Here is an 18,672-nt window from a genome sequence, read left to right as displayed (position 1 = left end):
TCATTGCCCTTAGTTTACATCTTTTAGCCTAGTTACTTTTTAGCTAAATTTGTAGCTCCCCAATGAGGAAAGTGCTTACAAACAAAAGCATTCAGTTCAAGTTCGTAATCACTGTACTTTTTAGGCTGCGCTCTTTCCAATTGCGTCAGTTGTGAAGCTATCATACCTGCGCCAACCGTTGCATTGGTTAAACGGTCAATAATAATAAAAGCACCTGTTTGACGGTTCTCTTGATAAGCGTCAAACTGCACAGGTTCGTTTAACGTAAAGTTACATCGCCCTATTTCATTCAAGGCTAAATGCTGTACGTCTTGCTTTTCCATGGTATTAACATTGACGCTGTATGCTATTTTATCAACAGAGCCAAAGGTAGTATGAGTACCCACTTTAATAATATATTCACGGTCTATTTGCAATGCGGCTTCATCCATCCACACAACATCAGCACTAAACGTGTTTGAAGAAACTGGTTGCTCATGTGGTCGCACGATCATATCGCCACGGCTAACATCTATTTCATCTTCAAGCGTTAGCGTTACCGCCATATCAGCATAAGCCGTTTCGAGTTCGCCATCAAAAGTCACTATCGACTTTATTTTACTTTGCTTGCCAGAAGGTAAGGCAACAATGGTATCGCCAACACGTATTTCACCTGAGGCAACGGTGCCAGCAAATCCTCTAAAATCTAAATTAGGACGGCTGACATATTGAACAGGAAAACGAAAAGCACTATTTTTTTCACCGCTAATTTGCACGGTATTTAATAACTTAAGTAAAGGTGAGCCTGGGTACCAAGGCATATGTTCACTTTCGTTGACTACGTTGTCGCCGCGTAAAGCTGAAATAGGCACAAAACGAACATCTTCAATTTTTAATGATTTAGCAAACTCACGATAATCACTTTTAATTTTTTGGTATATTTTTTGATCATAATCTACCGCGTCCATTTTATTAATAGCAATAACCACATGCTTAATACCTAATAATGAACAGATATATGAATGACGTCGGGTTTGCACTTGCACGCCATGACGGGCATCAATTAATATAATAGCTAAGTCGCATGTAGAAGCACCCGTTGCCATATTACGCGTATACTGTTCATGGCCAGGAGTGTCGGCAATAATAAATTTACGTTGCTCAGTAGCAAAGTAACGATAAGCAACATCTATAGTAATACCCTGTTCGCGTTCAGACTGTAAACCGTCAACGAGTAACGCTAAATCAAAGTCGCCATCTGTGGTATTAAACTTTTTAGAATCTTTTTCAATGGCCGCCATCTGATCTTCAAAAATCATTTTACTATCAAAGAGTAAACGGCCTATTAATGTCGACTTTCCGTCATCTACGCTGCCACAGGTAATAAAACGCAGCATATCTTTGTTTTCATGCTGTTTTAAGTAACCTTCAATATCTGTTGCCAATAATGTTTGTTCATTGTTCATTAAAAGTACCCTTCCATTTTTTTCTTTTCCATTGAACCGGCTGAATCATTATCAATCACTCGGCCTTGTCGCTCAGAAGTGGTTGTTAACAGCATTTCTTGAATAATTTCAGGTAATGTTGTTGCCGTCGATTCAATAGCGCCGGTAAGTGGATAACAGCCTAGTGTTCTAAAACGTACTGATTTCATTTCAGGCACTTCGCCCTCATTTAGAGGCATGCGTTCATCGTCTACCATGATTAACGAGCCATCACGTTTAACAACAGGTCTTTTGGCTGCAAAATAAAGTGGTACCATTTCAATATCTTCTTGATAAATATACTGCCAAATATCAAGTTCGGTCCAATTAGATAGCGGGAACACACGAATGCTTTCGCCTTGATCAACTTTAGAGTTATAGATATTCCAAAGCTCTGGACGTTGGTTTTTAGGATCCCAACGATGATTTTTATCACGAAATGAGTAAACACGTTCCTTAGCACGAGACTTTTCTTCATCACGACGGGCACCACCAAAAGCGGCGTCAAAACCATGCATGTCTAATGCTTGCTTTAAACCTTGTGTTTTCATGATGTCGGTATGTTTTGCACTACCGTGAGTAAACGGACCTACACCCATGGCAAGCCCTTCAGGATTTTTATGAACAATTAAATCAAAGTCATACTTTTCTGCTAGATTATTACGAAATTCAATCATTTCTTTGAATTTCCAATCAGTATCAACGTGCATTAATGGAAAGGGAATTTTACCTGGATAAAAAGCTTTACGCGCTAAATGCAATAGAACAGAAGAATCTTTCCCGATTGAATACAACATAACGGGATTATCAAATTCAGCAGCAACTTCACGCATTATTTGAATGGATTCAGCTTCCAGTGCTTTTAAATGTGTTAATTTATTCTTATTCATATATGCCCTATTTTACATTTTTGATGTCGAAATCTTACAAAAAATTATATCAAACCAAAATGAAATAGCGAAATAACTAAATAACTTAGGTTATAACTAGCCTGCAATAAACTCACCATAGCTAGGCTAAAGCTAACTTGGACAACTAAGCTCAAACAACCTAGATAAGAGTGTCTGTTACAACCGCTATGCTAGTATCATTTAATATCACTATCTTACAATGATTATGGCGGTGACGGGTTTACTCTGCAATTAAATATTTAGCTGATTATGCGGGTCTATTTATCTATATATATCGTTATTATTGAGTATTTTTTGCAAAAAAAACCGATAGATAAATCTATCGGTTTTTTATGTAGATAACAGTTACTAAGATTAGTTACCGCCAGTACCGCCAGTACCACCAGTACCGCCAGTAATGTCGTCGTCTAGATCAACAGAAGCTGCAATATCACTTGGGTTGATCACGTCAGGAATATTTACAATACCCACTGTAACACCGGTATCGCCTGAAATAATGACCGCTAAGTCATTAATTGCTTGCGAAACTGTAGCTTGAACAGCATTGATTCTTGCCATTGCTGCAACTGTATCAGCATCTAATGCTGCACCAGGGTTATTAATAATCGCTTTAGTAACCACTCTAACAGCAGCTATATAAGTTTTTATTGCATCAGCAAGAGTTTCATCAGTGCCTGGCTCTAAACCTGAAAGCGAACCGTTAATAAGCGTTAACGTTGCTGCTAGCATATCTTCTGTTGACACATCTGCAGATACAGAAGCATCAACAATAACAACGTCAAAAATGTTAGTTTCAGACAAGTCTAAACCTAAAGTAGCGCCAATAACTCGAGATGCATCTACTTGAAACGCTGCAAAAACTTCAGGATCAGAAAGATCGATGTCTGCATCGTCTTCAATAACAGCTAAAATAGTTTCTGTTGCAAGTGTAGTTAGTGCATTAACTTCAGCAGAAATTTCACCACTACCGTCTGAATTACTCATCGTTGAAAGCTCTAAGCCCACTAATTGTGAAGCTGGAACAACACCACCGCGAACTACGTCACCACAAGCTGTAGCATCACAAATCATTGTAGTATCTTCGTCAGCGCTTACGCGTACGAAAAAAGTACCTGTGATTGCATCACCAGAAGCATCAGTTACTGAAAGTGTGTAATCGCCATTTTCATCGGTCTGAGTGTTAGCTAGAGCCGTTTCTAAATCTGAGCTAGCAAAAACTTCAACTAAAGCGTTAGCTAATACACCTTTGATACCAGAGCCTGAAACATCTAATGTAGAAGGCTCTGGCGGCGCTTTGTTTGGCGCAAGAACAGTACCGTCATCTTGGTAACAGGCCGATAAAGTCAAAGAAATTGCCGCAGCAACCGTTGTAAGCATAATTTTATTCATTGTTAATCCCTGATTTGAAAGTAAAAAACCTAACATTCCTTGTTATATATAAACAACAGAATGATCTTTGTAGTAAATATTAGCATCGACATCACGGCTGATCAACAAAAAAGAATAACAATAAAATAAATATTTAATGGCTAATTTGAATTATTAAAATCTTAAGTCTTTCTTTTAATTTATTACCTTTTTATTACAGTACTGCCCGTTCAATAACTTAAGTAAATAACTGTAACACCAAAAAAACCGCGCTAAAAAAAACAACGTTATCGACTAAATAATAAGTAATTAAATCAACATAGCTACTTTACAAAAATAGCTGTTATTAAGCGGATTACCGACGATAACCAAGATAATGCGCATTAAAATAGTAATGTTATTTTTTCTTTTAACAAACCTAATTGGTCAAAAAGTATAAGCTGCTGGTGTGCATTGGCAATTAATCTTTGCGCTTGTTTGTGCTGATAACCAGCTTCAAAATACCACAGACCATTAATGAGATAACAACAAGCGAGATAAGCGCGCACTTTATCTTCGTTAACTGCTGCATGAGAAAATTGCTGATAGTCATGTATTACAGCATTTATATCCTTAATACCTAGCTTGTTAATCGCGATAAACATCGCGATATCATATTCAGCTTCAGCTAAAGAGCTGCATTCAAAATCAACTAACCAAGCATGTTCTAGTGGGTTTTCAGCATTAAACGAAGCGCTTAAACGAATATTTTCATAATTAACATCACCGTGACAAAGCACCAAGTTACTATGTTTGGTTTGCAGAGGGGTTATTTCACCGATTATATTATCTAGTGCGACATGCTGGTACTGAGAAAGTTTTATATTAGAGGCTTGACGATAAAGCAGTTTTTTAATCGCCAGAATGGGATGATTGACCGGCGGTGTTAACTGATGAGTTTTTACCATTAAGTTCATCGCCACCGTAACTTTGTTCATAGTTGCACTGCCAGTTTGTTGCTGATAAAAATCTGTTAAGGAATTGCCCGTGATAAATTCAGCCACCAGCCATGATGCTGAATAATAAATTATCGCGGGTGCTACACCCTTTTCTGCTGCTACTAAGTTACTGGCAATCTCGGCTTGTGCTGTTTGTTGATGACCGGTGAGAGACTTTACAAAAACACTTTTTTCGATAGCATTTTTATTAACCGTGACTTTAAAACACTGATGACTTTCACCACCAGTTAATCGCTCAATTTTACAATCGCCATTCACAAAATAAGGCAAAGCTTTAATTTCTTCAGAAAGACTGTTAATTTTTTGATTGATTAAAGCCGCCACTCAACTACTCAGTCGCAGAGGCTATGTTGCCCGTTGCTGGTTGGTGGCTCTTTTGATATTTACCATACCAAATTGCATAACCCACCATAGCCATTACTACATATAAGCCAAATAACACCGCGGTAGGTTGTAAGCCTTTTTCTAAATAAAGATAAATAGACACAAAATCGATGACTATCCAGTACAACCAATTCTCTAAGACCTTTTTAGTAACTAAATAGGTCGCAAAAACCGCAAAGACTGTAGTTGCCGAGTCTAAATAAGGGAAATGTGTTGGCGTGTAATTGTCCATTAGCCAACCGACAGCCAAAGAGCAAGCAGTTAGTAATACCACTACCTTAAGATGGAATAATAGCGACCAGCTTTGAATGGTTAATACCGTGCTTTTATTACGGTTATTTGTTGCGTTATTTTGCGCGGGCGAAACGTTACGCCAGCAATACCAGCCAAATACAGCCATCGCTAAATAATAAACCTGCAATAAGGCGTCCATCCATAAATATACATCATAAAAAATAACGCTATATATAACGGTACTGACTAATGCAGCGGGCCAACACCAAATATTTTCTTTTGCCGCTAACACCACATAAAATAATGCCGAAATTACCGCTAATAATTCCCAGAGAGGCAAATGCGTAAAATAATTTACTGTTGCTGATAAAGATTCAACCATTAGCTTTCAGCTTCTACTTCTGAGCGATCGCCACCAATAAACTTACACACAAAAACAGCAGCATTTAAGGTTTGATGGACATGTTTTATTTCTGCCATGACATGACTGGTCGCTAAATCGTAGTCACCGAATACTTGTGTACTCATGCCATTAGTCACCACATTCAAGCCCGCAACATTACGTAGTCGTTTAATGAATGCCCAGATTTCAGTTTTAAATTTTTCTTCAGCTAGTGGGTACAAGCTAATTTCAATTGATATTTTCATGTTATTTCCTAATAGTGTTGCACTTTTTCTATGAACAAGAACTCTGTAATCCTGAATGATAAACCCGCCATCTTGAATGAGAAATCGCTAATCCTGAATGAGAACCCCGTCATCTTGAATGAGAAATCCGTCATCTTGAACGATAAACCCGTCATCCTGAATGAGAAATCCGTCATCCTGAACTTGTTTCAGGATCTCATTACTCTAAACAACAAATACAGATACTGAAATAAATTCAGCATGACGAGATGTTAGTTAAGCATGACGACAACTCTGTCATCATGAACAAAAAACCCGCCATCCTGAATGAGAAATCCGTCATCCTGAACTTGTTTCAGGATCTCATTACTCTAAACAACAAATACAGATACTGAAATAAATTCAGCATGACGAGATGTTAGTTCAGCATGACGAGATGTTAGTTCAGCATGACGAGATGTAAATTCAGCATGACGAGATGTAAATTCAGCATGACGACAAGCTACCACAACATGGCGAGGTGTCAATTTACGATGACACCTTGTTAAATCAAGAGTTCATAGCTTTAGAAGTTATAATCAAACGTTACGCCAATTTGTCTTGGTGCGCCAAAGCGTTGATATTTTTTAGCGACCCAATCTAAATTAGGTTCGTTGCCAAAGAAGAAGCCACGTGTGGCAATTCTTTCATCGGTTATGTTTCTAGCCCAAAGTGAAATAGACCAATCAGCAAGTTCATAACTAACTTTTGCATTCAATAAGTTAGAACTTGACGCTTTTTCGTCATGACTGTCAGAGAAGAAAAATTCATCTTTGCCTGACCAGTTCACATTGAAGACAATGCCATTATCGCTACGATAAGTAGAACCAAGACTAAAGGTATAGCTCGGTGCGTGTGCTAAATCGCGTCCTGAAATGTCGATGTTTGTACCGTACTTGTCAGAATAGCCATAAACGTCATATGTTGCGTTTAGGTAGCCCACTGTTGAGTCGATCGTTAGATTATTATTAACTTGGTAACTTAATTCAAGTTCCAAACCATAACTGCTTGAACTGGTGGCATTTGCTGTGTAAATGGTAAATTGCTGTGGTTTATCAGGGTTCTGTTGAGAAGCATTAACTTGTTGATCTTGTCTGTCCATATAGAATAAGGCTAAACGACTGACTAAGGTGTTATTTAGCATATTCGATTGCAGGCCTAATTCGTAATTGACTAATACTTCGGTATCAAATTCTTTAAATTGGATTAATTGCTCGGGTAAATCCATATTAAAGCCACCCGCTTTGTAACCACGCGCGACACGAACGTATGCAGAATGCTCATTGTTAATAATTTTACTTAAGGCGATGTGTCCGCCCCACATGGTTTCAGACGGATCAAACTCATCGCCAGCACTATCGCTGTAATCGGTTGAACGTTTTTCAACGCGCAAACCTACTGATAACTGATGACCATAGTTAAGAACACTGTCTAACTGGGTAAAAATGGCATAATTATTAGCTGAATATGTCGAGTCCAGTACTTCGTCTGCCCAACCATTATAAAAAGAGTCAAGGTCGTTATCTTCATTCATTTTGCTAAGGTAAGTGCCAACTAACCAAGCCGTTGTATTGTCAAAAATTCTTGATGTATCATTTGATGATAAGCGAAACTCTTGTGACCAAACATCTCTATCGGCGCGTTTATCCCACAGGTAACTGTATTCACATGGCGCACCATCACAATTTTTACTTGCCCAATAATCTGCGTTTGCCCAATCACCGTCATAGGCGTGCTGGTGCTCTGTGGTGGTATAGCTGCTTATCGCTTCGAATTTTGCAAATGATAAACCATTAAAACTAAATTTTAGTGCGCTGCCATGCGATTTTTGATTATCAACACCGGGGTTATCCGTTAGCGTATTAAAGCCGTTGTTATCTAGAGTCCATGGGTCAAAACTATTATCGTTATCAGCAAATATATAAGTAAAATCAACCGTTAAATCTTCTGTTGCCGTATATTGCAATTTGAACTTTCCAGAGAATTCGTCAATGCCATTAGTATCATCTTTCTTTAAGTAAAGGTTGTCTCGATAACCGTTCTGTTGATGTTGCTCTAATGATATGCGGTAGTTCAAGTCTTCACTGATAGCACCAGCGCTATAACCGGCAACATTAATTAAGTCGTCATTTCCTAACGTTACTTTAAAACCATGTTCGGGTACTTGAGTTGCGTCTTTTGATTTGATATAAATTAAACCCGCGAGTGCATTGGCACCAAAACGTGTACCTTGTGGACCTCTTAAGATCTCAACTTGTTGAACATCATACATAGAAGCTGCCATGCCCAAGCCCGACAAATCGATATCGTCGACAATGAAACCCACTGATGAGTTTGGCGCGCCACGGTACTCAGAGCGTTCGCCCACGCCTCTAATTTGTAAATATTTCGGACGAGACGTGCCACCAGAGAAGTTTAAGTTGGCGACACCACTAATAACTTCTTCAAAATGTTGAATGCCTTGTTCAGCTATTTTTTGTTGGTCGATGATTGCAATACTTGTAGGGGCTTGCGCTAAAGATTGCTTATTGAAACTTGAAGTGACAGTTATACGCTCAATATCATTTGATTCATTTGCCTGGGTGACACTAGCAAAAGTCAATAAAGTCGTGGTTACCGCGATTGAAATGGGAGATTTTATAACGTTCATACAGCACTCTTTTTATGGCATGCAAGCAAAAAAGAGCAATAAGACAAATACACCATAAGTAACCACTTAAACTAAGTGTTTATGATAAGTATTCACATATTAACCATTCCTACGCCGGCATTATCCGTTTCAGGTATTAAGGGTAAAAATTCTCAGCAATACAAAAGCCTATTAACAACAGCTTTTTATTGCACCCCTTGGTTTGTTCGGCATACTAACAATTTTATGATCAATGTACAGAAAATTATCGTTATTTATTGCCATGTATTTGCTTAATCTGATGATTTTCAGTAAATTAGCACTATAGTTTTTTTTATTAAATTGCCATGACAAATCATCTAAGCCAAAATCATTTATGTTCAGTAACCTTATTAGGGAATTTAGTTGCTAAACCTGATATTCGTTATCAAGCAAACCCGGTCGTTGCTGTAGCTGAGTTAGTATTAGCAACCCATAGCCGATGGTTTGACAAGACCAGCCAACAATTTAAAGAATGGACGAGTTATCATACGGTTAAAGTTATTGGTGATATTGTTGACCGTTCGCTTATTCATTCGCAAAAAGGCGATGTTATTTTAGTGCAAGGCTATTTACTTAATAGTAAAAAAGCTAATCGTGAAATATTACACGCCACTTACGCACAAACATTTGCAAAAGGTTACGCGCAATCAATAAACCAAGTACATATGAGTGGTGAAATAAGCAGTGATATTAATTTAGTACTGACCGAGAATAATAAAGAATTAGTTGCGCTCAACTTAACTGTTAATAACTTAGTGTATTCGCCGATAACGCAGCAAACCCAAAATATTTCTATTGAACGTTCGGTACATATTTGGGGAAAACAAGCACAATATATTAAGGATAAGGCCGAACTAGGCGACCAATTAGTTGTTGACGGTAGGTTAAGCTATCTCAATGATAGTAAAAAATCACAATTTATTGATTCACACCAAGTCATTTTATTGAAACATTAAAACTGATTCCCTATAATTTTATAAAGTTTGGATTGTTGGCGAAATATGGACGTTTTTCATTATATAAAAAAAACAACTCAGCGAGCACTTCCAATGGTGTTGGCTTTTTATTGCCTGTTAACGTCTTTAACAGCGCTCGCTGAAGACGTTCGGCTCGAGGTTGTAGCGCAGTTACCTAGTCTAAGTGCAGAAAATAAAATAACCGTTATTGCATTACCTAATGAGCGTGATAATAAACATCGATACTTAATTGCAGACGAAGCCGGCGAGTTATCTTTACTTAACGACGCCACACTTACTTCTTTAGCTCGCTTACCTTTAAATAATCACAGCACCGATAAACAAGTCAAATTAACCACATTAACCTTACATCCAAGTTTTGCGTTAGCAGATAAAGCCGGTTACCAACGTTTTTTTACCGCGCATATTGAACCCGCTAAAACAAATAATAATGTTGCACGATTAACACTGTTAGCGGATCCGGTGGCATTACCATTTGACGCAGTTATAACGCAATGGCAATACGACAGCACAGCGCAAAATAAAATTAATGTCCAGCAGCGCAGAGAAGTGATAAGAATTGCAGTGCCCACTGCGACACATCAGATCCAGAAAATTGCCTTTAATCCCTACAATAAAGTATGGCACGACGATTATGGCTTAATGCATGTTGCTTTATCTGACAGCAGCCGCCTGCCAAACATTAATAAAGCGGCTTTATATTCAGGCGTTGTATTACGTATTAATCCTGAAAAATTTGGCCTAAGAAATTATAGGGTGCCAAGTAGTAACCCTTTTGTGAAAACAAATGATGTTAATAATGAGATTTTTATTTTAGGGGCTCAAAAAATCCGTTCTTTTTCGTGGTCAAAACAGCATTATGGTGCATTACTTGTAGAGCATGATTACGATGGCGATCACCAAGTTGTTGTTGCCGGTAAAGGTGCTGACTGGCGTGAATCCTACCAAAAAAACCTTGTTTTTCCGCTGAAATCGACGCAAGGGTCTAGTGAAAATATTCTCCCTTATTATGGCCGAAATCTAAAAGCGTCAGTAGGCAGTATCTTATATCTTATTAATAATACAAAAAATTGGCAACTTGCCCAATTAAATACCACAAGGGAAAATAGTGAGACCAAAAATGGCACTGCGGCATTACCTATTTTGTCGTTTAGTAGTAATGAACTCTCTCCTAAAAATAACGTATCATTGCTCTTTGATCATAGTGGTGAACCTTTACTGTTAGATTTAACCAGCAAGCAACTATTATCAGTAACGGCTATCCCATTAAAAACTGATAACAGTAAGAATATTAAAGCCGATAATAAAAACGATGAACAAACATCGCCAGTAAACAGTAACGCTTATAGCAAACTACTGCTTACCTTGTTGATACTGGTTATCGCGGTGGTCTTCTATCTATTACGGCCAAAAAAGATCAATAAAAAAGCCAAGTTAAGAAGTCAGTTTGCCCGCTTTGAACTCGACAGTAGCCAAACAGCGGTATTGTTTTACAAGCGCCATCAGTCAGAAATAGACAGCCAATTGGCTATTGACGATATTGCTAAGAGCGAAATTTTAATAAACGATAGTAACGTCAGTATTATTAATAAAGATATCGACCATGGTTATAGTGAGCAATACGAGAATCAGCTACGCTTGTCATTTAATCAAGCACATCGGCATAAGCTTATTAATGATGAGACTCGACAAGTGCAGCTTTATTTAACTGATAAAAACGCTAAAATATATGTTGTATGTTTATATCTTAGAGAAGGTAACCAACGCCTAACCAAAACTAAATATTTTGATACTTTAGAATCGTTAATTGATTGGAGTTGGTTTATTGCCAAGCAACTGAACCCAGACGCGACAGCAACACGGCCAATACAAGTTACGGTTGTTAAGAGCGCCATAAAAAAAGTCACTAAGAAAGCCAAGAACAAGCCTGACGCGATTGAAATACCCGTTATAGAAGAACCTTTACCTAATAAGCAAACTGCAGCAGCGTTACACGACATAGTCGTCCATGACTCTGAATTAATAAATGCCCTAGACAAGCTTGTTGATTTAAAGCAACAAGGCTTTTTAACTGATGAAGAATTTAGTTTAGCTAAGGCTAAAATTTTATCGGACATGACGGTTTAATATCGGTGTATGTTGAGCCAACAAACTAAAACACTTTTTTTAATAACGACGTTAATTAGTATTGCCATTCTTTTTAGCGTGCTATTTTCTTTAGATGTATTAAAAAACAACAACCTACAGCCGCTACTTGATCAATTTATTCCTCAAGGATATCTGGGGGTATTAATGGTCTTAAGCCTATTGGCATTACTGACCAGTATCGGTTTACCCAGGCAAGTCGCTGCTTTTTCTTGTGGTTACATCTTTGGCATTTTTTACGGAACGCTACTAGCCACTTTATCGGCAACACTTGGTTGTATGCTAACTTTATTTATCGCAAAAACGTTTTTTAGACAAAGAGTACTTGACGCTTATCCCGACAAAGTAACGGTGCTGTCTACTTTTTTCTCAACAGATACCTTTAGTAAGGCGCTAGTTATTCGTTTGTTACCTGCGGGTTCTAACTTTTTAACCAACATACTGGCAGGTATTGCTAAGGTAAAATTTATCCCTTACGTTACTGGCACTTGTGTTGGCTTTATTCCACAGATGTTGATATTTTCATTACTTGGCGCAGGTATTAAAGTTGGAGAGAACCAACAAATAGTACTGAGCCTGTGCTTACTCGTTGTTGCCTTAATTTTTGGGTATTTATTATATAGAAAAAAAAAGAAGCGCAATAAAAAAGGAGCGACTTAGCTCCTTTTTAATATACCAATTTACATCAATACCTTAATTTATTCTTAACTTGATAACATCAAAATATCCACCCGCAACAAATAGCCACACGGTATCTTCGAAGCTTCGAACGTTTACTTTATACTCAACGTCGCTTGCTGTTGTAACCGTTGAGGTAGCAACACTGGTAATATTACCGCCTATTGAGATATCCATTAAATTAACAGCAATGGTTTTATCAATATTACTGGCTACGAGAAGTATTTGCTCGCTATCTAGCAATGATATACTCCAATGTCCCACAAGTACCTCGGCAGCAATTTCTACTAAAGCCCCAGTGTTGATATTATGAGTATACGTTACAAGTTTATCATTATTATCATCGTTAGCTTCAAGACTGAACACATAGGCACTGTCGGTGGAAAAAACAAACGCGGTTAAACTTGGGAAGACACTTTCTTTAACCGCTATAACGTTATTTTCATAAGTATAATTTTTACCGCTAAGGTGAATATCGTAGCCATTCACTGTCAAGTTGTCCCATTGATAATAAGGGTCATAATTATTTTCAGCGGTTTCAAAGCTACTTAATAAGGTCAGTTGGTTGTTATCTTCAATCTGATATAACGCTAAACCCAAGTAAGAACTAAAGTTATTATTATTTTCAAAAGTTAATAAACGGTTTCCTGGCAGTAAAAGACTCTTATAAACGGTATAACGCCCACTACCATCTCCAAGGTAATACGTTTGAACATTTACAAGTTCACTGCCAGCTGTTGGTATTTCTGCCACAGTATATTGTGTTCTCCTTTCTGCCACTGAAATGTCATCAGTAAAAAACATCACTTTTCCTTCATCGAAAAGAACGGAAGAACGGACATTAGCGCTACTCAGATCCAAACTAGGAAATGCATTGGTCGTTAAACCTAAGCCATTACCTAAGTATCCAATGCTTACCACATTACCCTGGCGGTTTAAGGCTAGAACACTATCATTAACCACATTAAAGTTAGTTAAATTATCAAGGCCTTTAGCGCCAAATTTATGTTGGTTAATCGTTTCTTCTTCAGTTAAATCGATATTATTAACAATATCATTATTGAAGCCAATCCAAGTTGCTCTGCTACCTTCATTATTAAGATGAATGTCATAGACATTATCATCTAAATCAGAGTTACCAAAATGATGAGTAATAGCTGAGTTATTAATGGTTAGATAATTGATTTTATCTCGACCATTAATGTTACTCATAATAACCACTTTACTGTCTGTAGCATCAATATCCATAGCCGTAACAAAAGAGCCAGGAATGTTATAGTTAATCGTTTCATCCACAAATAAACTACCATCATTTGCTATATCTAACGTCATGAAGTATTCATCAGCGGCTATATAGGCTTTATTCGTTACTTTCGATGTTAATAACGACATTCCATAAGAACTATACTGATCAAAGCTTTGAGTTATTGAGCTAATCACTTCACCTGAGTTTTGATCTAAAGTTAATATTTGTACATTAGGTATGCCTGTTGAATACCCGTAATACAAATATTGGTTATCGAAAGAAATATCAAAGTTATGTTCATAATCTGGATATTGATCAAGTGGAAAAGCAGAAATATAAGTTAAATGTCCGGTATCAGTATTAACTCCGTAAACCAGTAAATTATCACCGCTATCACCATAATGTGCCGTAGCATATAAGAAGCGGCTATCTGAAGAAAACTGAAACATTTCAACTGAGTTTACAGAAACATCAGTAATTTCTGATAAATAACTGAACTGCGAACTAACGACCGTGCCTTCAGCGCTATCAACGGTTAATACCATCATTGCACCAGTACTGGCACTGGCATTTGGTGTTTTGGCATATAAGGCCCAATAAAGCTTTCCGTCAGGTGAAAAGTCTACATAGGTGGTGTGTGAGATATTCTCTAAGCCAAGTTCACTTGGTGTTACTAGTTGCGAAGTTCCTGTTGCTTGTCCATCATCACCTATCGTAATAATAACTAAGCCATTTTTGCTGCCAACATACATAAATCGACCATCAGCACTAAAAACAAAGTCTTGAGCTTCTTCAATTAGACCATCTTTTTCTTGGGCCATTATTGTAATGTTAGAGTCGACAATCCCATCACCATTATCATCAGTGTCAGTATTATCTCCTAGGCCATCACCATCGTTATCAACCCATTCGGTATTATCTAGTGGGAAGGCGTCATCTTCATTTAAGTAACCGTCGCCATCGATATCAGGATCTGAATTATTACCCAGCCCATCACCATCGGTATCTAGCCATTCAAAACGGTTTAATGGAAAAGCATCATCGTCATTTAAGGTGCCATCACCATCAATATCTGGATCTGAGTTGTCACCAAGACCATCTTTATCTAAATCGGTTGTTTCTGTTGCATCTAAGTCAAATACATCGGCATTATCAAAGACACCATCGCCATCAGAATCAGTATCAGCAGCAAGTTCAACTTTGATGACATCGTAAAAACCACCTTGTACAAATAACCAGACAACATCGCTATTTTCTACGGGGTAAGTATTAACAAAGTACTCTGTATCGCTTTCAGTGGTAACTGAAGAAGTTGACACAAAAGCTAAACTACCGTCTTCATTTACTTGTACTGATTTTACCGTAATATTTTGATTTTTATTTAGTGATGTAATTAAAAAGTGCTGCTCTGATACCTTAGTCATTCTCCAAGTACCTGGCATTTCTACTACTGAAATTTGAGTTAATTCGCCTGTTTGGCTGTTATTTTCATAGCTAATTAATTGCTCATCAACAAGGTTATAGAAAAACGCTTTGTCCTTAGCATAAATAAATTGGTGAGTATCGCTTGGTAATTCATCAAGCTGTACTATTACATCATTTATTAAACTAAAAGCTTTACCACCATTATAAAAATCACCACCATCAAATGTTAAATTATTTAAATTAGGCAAATTGCCGTTAACACCAATTAAAGCGCTGACAAAAGTTAAGCTCGCATCAGATTCAACGGTATAAAGCGAATAACCTAGTGTTTGCTCAGTATTAACACTTCTTTCATAGGCCAAAATCTGATTTTTACCGGGCACTTTAACAACAGTATAAATACGATAGCCTGCATCGCTATCGCCTAGAAATCGCGTAACAGGATTTAGTAAAGCCGAGCCCTCGTCAGGAATAGACGCGGTCACATAAATAGTCCTAGGCTTATCCATTTCATAATCAGTGGTTATGAACAGTAAGGTCGATTGATCAAGGGCAATACTACTTCTGACTAAACCAATAAGTTCAGGCTGTTGATAATGGTTAACAACTAATCCTTGGTCACTATCTGAGTCGGTAATTGTTACCGCTAACCCTTGATTATTAACTGATAAAGTACTGTTTTCGTTTAGTAATGTACCTTTTAATCCATCGAGATATTGTGAGCCAAATGGAGTCATATCAGTTGTTTCTTCACTTAGATCAAGACTGTATAAAATGTCATTGTAATAACCAAGCCAATTAATTTGATTATCATTACCTGAGTAGTGTAGTGATAATGACAACTCTTTTAGCGCAACTTTTGAAAATGTCACTTCAGGAACTGCATTTTCATCGAGGGTTATATGGTCAAGTCGATTCAATCTTGTAGTAGAGTTGCTGCTAAATACGATAGCTGAGTTTTCGGCCTCATTGAGGCTAAGCGCGAAAGAAGCTGGCTTTGATGAATCATAAGTCATTGAACTTGCAATTGAGAAACCACCATTGGCTTCTGCATCTAGCACCATAAAATCGCCGCCCGCTGTCATATAAGCTTTATCACTGACTTTAGAAGTAACAAAGGATAAACCGCTAGATTCCATATCAAATTCTTGTACCCAAGAATCTATAACAAAGCCTTGTTCTGTATTAAGTTTCATAACGGCTAAAGCAGGTGCTGCAGGAAATAAGTCGTAATTAGTGTAACCGTAATATAAATATTTATTATCAAAAGAGATGTCAAAATTGTGTTCGTAGTCTGGGTAACCAAAAGTATCTAAATCATAGTTACTTACATAGCTTAAATGACCGCTTTCAGTGTCAACTTTATAGATAAGCAATTCATTGTCCGCATCCCCGTAATGCATGGTTACATAAAGGAACTGACCATTTGAAGAAAATTTAAAAATTTCAGGTTGATTGGCCGCAATACCCGATGATTGTTCAAAAGAAACGGTTTGGGTTGATGTAACACTACCCGTTTGCGTATCAACATCAAACACCCTCATAACATTAGTTCGAACATAATTAATTTCGCTTTGCATACCCCAATATAACTTGCCATTGGGAGAAAAATCGATATAAAAGCTTGAACTATTCCAGCGTGAACCTAACTCAGTAGAGCTAACAAGCTCGGTATTGTCGGTTGGTTTACCATTTTCATCTAACGTGACAATCAGCAGTCCATTTTCACTGCCGATATACATAAACTTACCATCGGCACTGACTACAAAGTCTTGAGCGCCTTCAATCAAACCATCTTTTTCTTGAGCGGTAACTTTATATGCTGTGTCATTGAAGCCATCGCCATTATCATCAGTATCCGCATTATTTCCTAGGTTATCGTTATCACTATCAACCCATTCGGTAACATCTAGTGCGAAAGTATCATTGTCATTTAAATAACCATCACCATCGATATCAGGATCCGCATTGTTGCCTACGCCGTCGAGATCGGTATCTACAGACTCAGTGGCATCATAATCAAAAGCATCGTTTTCATTTAAAACACCATCACCATCAATATCAGTGTCATTTTCATTGGCAATACCATCACCATCGAAATCATCAAGTACAATACCACTCTCTGCGGCTTCCTCTAGATTAGTAGCAGTTTCGGCAGCAGCAACAGCAAGGGCTTCAGCAATTTCTTCATCAGTTAAGCCACTATTTTCCAGTACCTCTAACTGTTCCTCTACCGCTTCTGCGGTAATGACTGCAATCTCAGTCAATAAGTTTATATCTAAAGTGCCATCACCATTTTCAGTAATCATCGCGGTAACAACTTCATTGATAACCTCGATAATAACAGCAGCATTTGCAATATCGTCTTCTGTAATAGCATCGCTAGAACTGAGCTCTTCAACAAATAAATCCGCAATAACAGTTCCCATTACGTTGGCTTGTTGACTAGCTTGGGCGATATCTTCAGCTGAAACCTCTTCGGTAGCTGTCACTATTGCTGCAAAAGAATGATAAGTATTTTCATTTAATAACCCAATAACAGCAGTAAAATTATCATTGGTATCATTTGTTAATGCGCTAGCATTACCTTCAACAAAATTAATAACAGCAGTTGCCGTAGCATTAGCAACCGCCGTAATGGCTGCGCTATTTTCAACTAAAACACCCGCTTCGTTAGCTTGTTGCACAATAGATGATATTTGTGAAGAAACGCTCGTTGCGACTAAGAGTTCTCCCGCAGTGACATCATTGGTTAAGTCTTTGGGGATAACTTGGTTAGCAATAATAAGCTCGGTTAATACCGTTAACTGTTGATTTTCAGCCGCTAAATAATCACTTAAAAGATCATCGGTAGAAATCCCTAAACTTTCAGCGACTGCAGTTTTCGCTGCTTCAATATCGCCATTACTTTCAGCGGAGATAGAGACCAGCGTAGTTAATGGCGTAGCAATATTTTCCCCAGGAAGAGATAACATTTGAAAAGCGGTTGCTTCGGTAATCGCGATACCGTCAGGATTTTCATTCGTGATAGTACTTTCATCTACCGCCCCCGCAGGAACAGTGACAATAACTTTTATATCTTCAGGTGGCAGTCCTAATGACGTGGTGTCTATCTGACCAAAGCCACTAGCGCCCGTTTCAATCCAGGGTTCATCATCGTCTAACACTTTATTATCATTTAGATCAATGTAAGCGATAGCACCACGAATATAACCATCTATAACCGTAATATTTTGGTAAGTTGGAGTGGGTTCAGGTTTGGGGGGCGGTATAACAGCGGCTGACTTTGCGTCACTTCCTCCACCACCACATGAAATAAGTAAAAACGATAAGCTACCACTGAGCAATAGCATCCTATTTGCTCTTAATGAACAATAATTCATTATTTATATCCTTATATATGATTTTGTTGAAAATTTATACGACTTAACGTAGAAACATTAGTGTAAGTAAATATGTATTGCAAATATTTATCCAATAAATTAAAAAAGGGCTAAACATTAATA

12 protein-coding genes and 1 riboswitch are annotated in these 18,672 nt (G+C 37.7%); of the genes, 3 read left to right on the top strand and 9 right to left on the bottom strand.

What is annotated here, in order from left to right:
* Nucleotides 1–32: 32 nt before the first annotated feature.
* The 8 genes from cysN to ESZ26_RS14760 all read right to left on the bottom strand — a co-directional run bounded on the left by cysN (nt 33) and on the right by ESZ26_RS14760 (nt 8,674).
* Nucleotides 33–1,445, bottom strand: coding sequence for a sulfate adenylyltransferase subunit CysN (gene cysN / locus ESZ26_RS14790; RefSeq protein WP_146800237.1), 1,413 nt, complete (start codon nt 1,443–1,445; stop codon nt 33–35).
* On the bottom strand, nt 1,445–2,353 hold the full coding sequence (gene cysD / locus ESZ26_RS14785) for a sulfate adenylyltransferase subunit CysD (protein WP_070375155.1): 909 nt from the start codon (nt 2,351–2,353) through the stop codon (nt 1,445–1,447). The genes cysN and cysD overlap by 1 nt, the downstream gene beginning before the upstream one ends.
* 375 nt (nt 2,354–2,728) lie before the next feature.
* The gene (locus tag ESZ26_RS14780; RefSeq protein ID WP_146800236.1) at nt 2,729–3,763 is read right to left on the bottom strand and encodes a hypothetical protein; all 1,035 of its coding nucleotides are present in this window, start codon (nt 3,761–3,763) and stop codon (nt 2,729–2,731) included.
* 362 nt (nt 3,764–4,125) lie between these two features.
* Nucleotides 4,126–5,064: a phosphotransferase gene (locus ESZ26_RS14775; protein ID WP_146800235.1), complete on the bottom strand. Its 939-nt coding sequence runs from the start codon at nt 5,062–5,064 to the stop codon at nt 4,126–4,128.
* Between the two features lie 4 nt (nt 5,065–5,068).
* Nucleotides 5,069–5,740 (bottom strand): nicotinamide riboside transporter PnuC, encoded by a 672-nt coding sequence (gene pnuC, locus ESZ26_RS14770; RefSeq protein WP_146800234.1) that lies wholly within the window; start codon nt 5,738–5,740, stop codon nt 5,069–5,071.
* The gene (locus ESZ26_RS14765) at nt 5,740–6,006 is read right to left on the bottom strand and encodes a hypothetical protein (protein ID WP_146800233.1); all 267 of its coding nucleotides are present in this window, start codon (nt 6,004–6,006) and stop codon (nt 5,740–5,742) included. The genes pnuC and ESZ26_RS14765 overlap by 1 nt, the downstream gene beginning before the upstream one ends.
* 350 nt (nt 6,007–6,356) lie before the next feature.
* Nucleotides 6,357–6,512, bottom strand: a complete 156-nt coding sequence (locus tag ESZ26_RS19275) for a hypothetical protein (RefSeq protein WP_170246392.1) — start codon at nt 6,510–6,512, stop codon at nt 6,357–6,359.
* A gap of 38 nt (nt 6,513–6,550) precedes the next feature.
* Entirely contained in the window at nt 6,551–8,674 is a 2,124-nt protein-coding gene (locus ESZ26_RS14760; RefSeq protein ID WP_146800232.1) for a TonB-dependent receptor, read from the bottom strand.
* Between the two features lie 89 nt (nt 8,675–8,763).
* Nucleotides 8,764–8,882: riboswitch (TPP riboswitch) on the bottom strand.
* A gap of 118 nt (nt 8,883–9,000) precedes the next feature.
* On the opposite strand from ESZ26_RS14760, the gene ESZ26_RS14755 reads away from it, so the two are divergent.
* From ESZ26_RS14755 to ESZ26_RS14745, 3 genes are read left to right on the top strand one after another with little or no spacing between them, the layout of a single operon-like run.
* On the top strand, nt 9,001–9,651 hold the full coding sequence (locus tag ESZ26_RS14755) for a single-stranded DNA-binding protein (protein WP_146800231.1): 651 nt from the start codon (nt 9,001–9,003) through the stop codon (nt 9,649–9,651).
* Between the two features lie 45 nt (nt 9,652–9,696).
* Nucleotides 9,697–11,799 (top strand): SHOCT domain-containing protein, encoded by a 2,103-nt coding sequence (locus ESZ26_RS14750; protein ID WP_146800230.1) that lies wholly within the window; start codon nt 9,697–9,699, stop codon nt 11,797–11,799.
* A 9-nt stretch (nt 11,800–11,808) separates the two neighbouring features.
* A complete protein-coding gene (locus ESZ26_RS14745) occupies nt 11,809–12,477 on the top strand; it encodes a TVP38/TMEM64 family protein (protein ID WP_146800229.1) in 669 nt (222 codons plus the stop codon).
* Nucleotides 12,478–12,510: 33 nt separating this feature from the next.
* Here ESZ26_RS14745 and ESZ26_RS14740 read toward each other — a convergent pair whose 3' ends face one another.
* Nucleotides 12,511–18,549, bottom strand: a complete 6,039-nt coding sequence (locus ESZ26_RS14740) for a beta-propeller fold lactonase family protein (protein WP_146800228.1) — start codon at nt 18,547–18,549, stop codon at nt 12,511–12,513.
* Nucleotides 18,550–18,672: the final 123 nt, after the last annotated feature.

Source organism: Colwellia hornerae, from assembly GCF_007954355.1.
GTDB lineage: Bacteria > Pseudomonadota > Gammaproteobacteria > Enterobacterales > Alteromonadaceae > Colwellia_A > Colwellia_A hornerae.
Note: the sequence above shows the minus strand (reverse complement) of the source record. Positions and strands in the feature narration are given on the sequence as shown.